Origin of the sequence: Aphanizomenon sp. CS-733/32, assembly GCF_028330045.1 — a bacterium.
Lineage (GTDB): Bacteria > Cyanobacteriota > Cyanobacteriia > Cyanobacteriales > Nostocaceae > Dolichospermum > Dolichospermum gracile.
In genome coordinates, this window is the sequence record NZ_JAQMSE010000111.1 from 1 (window position 1) to 2913 (window position 2913).

The 2913-nt window shown below is 42.5% G+C and carries 1 protein-coding gene; it reads left to right on the forward strand.

Annotation, left to right across the window (positions count from 1 at the left end; all coding sequences use genetic code 11):
* Window positions 1-95 precede the first annotated feature (95 nt).
* A complete protein-coding gene (locus PN471_RS08330; RefSeq protein ID WP_271776439.1) occupies window positions 96-2330 on the forward strand; it encodes a glycoside hydrolase in 2235 nt (744 codons plus the stop codon).
* The last annotated feature ends 583 nt before the right edge of the window (window positions 2331-2913 follow it).

A 2913-nucleotide genomic window follows, 5' to 3' on the forward strand; every position in this document is an offset into this window, starting at 1 on the left:
ACCTGTCCCCTGTAACCTGTAACCTGTAACCTGTCACCTGTAACCTGTAACCTGTAACCTGTCACCTGTCACCTGTCACCTATTTTACATAATCTATGTCTCATCCTCTGCACGTTGCGTTTATCTGGCATCAACATCAACCGTTGTACAAGTCTCCTGAAAATGGTAGTTCTTTGGTGACTAGTCAACAATATCGCTTGCCTTGGGTACGGTTACATGGGACTAAGGACTATTTAGATTTAATATTATTGTTAGAGAAGTATCCGAAATTGCACCAAACGGTGAATTTAGTGCCTTCATTAATATTGCAAATAGAAGATTATGTTGCGGGTACGGCTTTTGACCCTTATTTAACTGCTAGTTTGACTCCTGTAGAAAAGTTGACCCGTGAACAGAAGGAGTTTATTGTTCAACATTTCTTTGATGCTAATCATCATACTTTGATTGATCCCCATCCTCGTTATGCCCAGTTATATTATCAGAGACAGGAACAGGGACAAAATTGGTGTTTAGCAAATTGGCAGTTGTCAGATTATGGGGATTTACTAGCGTGGCATAATTTAGCTTGGATTGATCCTTTGTTTTGGCACGACCCGGAAATTGCAGCCTGGTTAGCACAGGGACGTAACTTCAGTTTAGGCGATCGCCAACGCATTTATTCCAAACAGCGGCAAATTCTTAGTCAGATTATTCCCCAACATCGGAAAATGCAGGACAGTGGACAACTGGAAGTTACCACTACACCCTACACTCACCCGATTTTACCCCTCTTAGCTGATACTAACGCCGGACGAGTAGCTGTGCCGCAGATGACATTACCCAAACAGCGGTTTCAGTGGGTGGAAGATATTTCTCGACATTTACAAAAATCCTGGGATTTGTATATAGACAGGTTTGGGCAAGATCCTAGAGGTTTATGGCCTTCGGAACAGTCCGTTAGTCCAGGAATTTTGCCATATATTATTAAACAAGGCTTTAAGTGGATTTGCTCAGATGAAGCGGTTTTAGGCTGGTCATTAAAACACTTCTTTCATCGTGACGCTGCGGGAAATGTCCAAGAACCAGAACTGCTCTATCGTCCCTATCGTTTGCAAACTGCCGCTGGTGATGTATCTATAGTTTTTCGTGATCACAGATTATCAGATTTAATTGGCTTTACCTACGGGTCTATGCCAGCAAAAAAAGCCGCAGCAGATTTAGTCGGACATTTGCAAGCAATTTCTAAACAACAAAAAGAAAGTAACGATGGTCAACCTTGGTTAGTGACAATTGCCCTAGACGGGGAAAATTGTTGGGAATTTTATCCCCACGACGGAAAAGACTTCTTGGAAACATTGTATGAAAGTTTGAGCAATGAACCCCATATCAAACTTGTCACCGTTTCCGAATTCATTGAAAAACACCCACCCACCGCCACTATTCCCGCTGGACAACTCCATAGTGGTTCTTGGGTAGACGGCAATTTTACCACATGGATCGGAGATCCCGTCAAAAACCGCGCCTGGGACTACCTCACCGCAGCTAGACAAGTCTTAGCAAATCATCCCGAAGCCACAGAACAAAACAACCCAGCCGCCTGGGAAGCCCTATATGCGGCTGAAGGTTCAGACTGGTTTTGGTGGTTTGGAGAGGGACATTCTTCCAACCAAGATGCCATTTTTGACCAATTGTTTCGGGAACATCTCTATGGCATTTACAAAGCCTTAAATGAACCCATACCTCCATATCTGCACACCCCCCTGGAAATCCATCAAGCCCGTTCTGATCATAAACCACAAGGCTTTATTCATCCTGTTATAGATGGTAAAGGTGATGAACAAGATTGGGATAAAGCTGGGCGGATTGAAGTTGGTGGTGCAAGGGGAACAATGCACAATAGCAGCACTATCCAACGTTTATGGTATGGGGTAGACCATTTGAATTTTTATGTGCGAGTAGATTTTAAAACTGGCGCTGTTCCCGGCAAAGATATACCTCCAGATTTGCACCTATTCTGGTATTATCCAGATAGAACAATGGTGAATAGTTCCATACCTCTCGCCGAAGTACCAGACAGCGCACCTTTGAATTATCTATTTCACCATCATTTAGAAATTAATTTACTCAGTCAATCGGTGCAGTTTCGAGCCGCAGGAGACAATCATTTATGGTATCCCCGTGCCTCTCGCGCCCAAGTTGCGTTAGGTTCTTGCTTGGAAATAGCAGTACCTTGGGCTGATTTGCGAGTCCCTCCAGATTATCCTCTGCGGTTGATTTTGGTGTCTTCTGATGATGGTTGTTTTTCTGGTTATGTTCCAGAAAATGGTCTGATTCCCATTGATGTTCCTTAGTGATCATTTCTGATTTTTATCGGTAATTTTGTAGCTCACGCAAAGGCGCAAAGACGCAAAGGAAGAATGTCTAAGTAGGTAGGCAAAAATAAATAGAACTATGTTAAGTAAGTTAACAGATTTTGAAATTGGCTCGTAGTTAGGGCTTTAGCCCTACTTTCAGGTCTAAAGACCTTACTACAAACCTTTAATTATTTACGTTACACTACTTCTTGCTTCCTTCTTCTTGACTCCTGACTTAATCATGCTGGAAATGTCTAATTCTCAATTCAAAATTTTGGTGATTGATGATGATAAAGTTGTCCAAATGATTCTTAAACAAGCATTGTAAGGACAGGAATATGAAGTTATTCTTGCTTCTAGCGGTGTAAAGGGGGTGGAAGAAGCTTATAGGCATCATCCGGCTTTGATTATTTGTGATTGGCAAATGGATGAAATGGATGGTTTAGCTTAATCAGCAGAAGCCCCACGTCTCACTCTTAGGAGCGTGGGATGAATGCGCGTGAGTTGAGTTGCGTAGCCCAAATTGTATTTGAGCGTAGCGAAAACAAAGAAGGCTACAGCGACGAAACGAACAAAATAT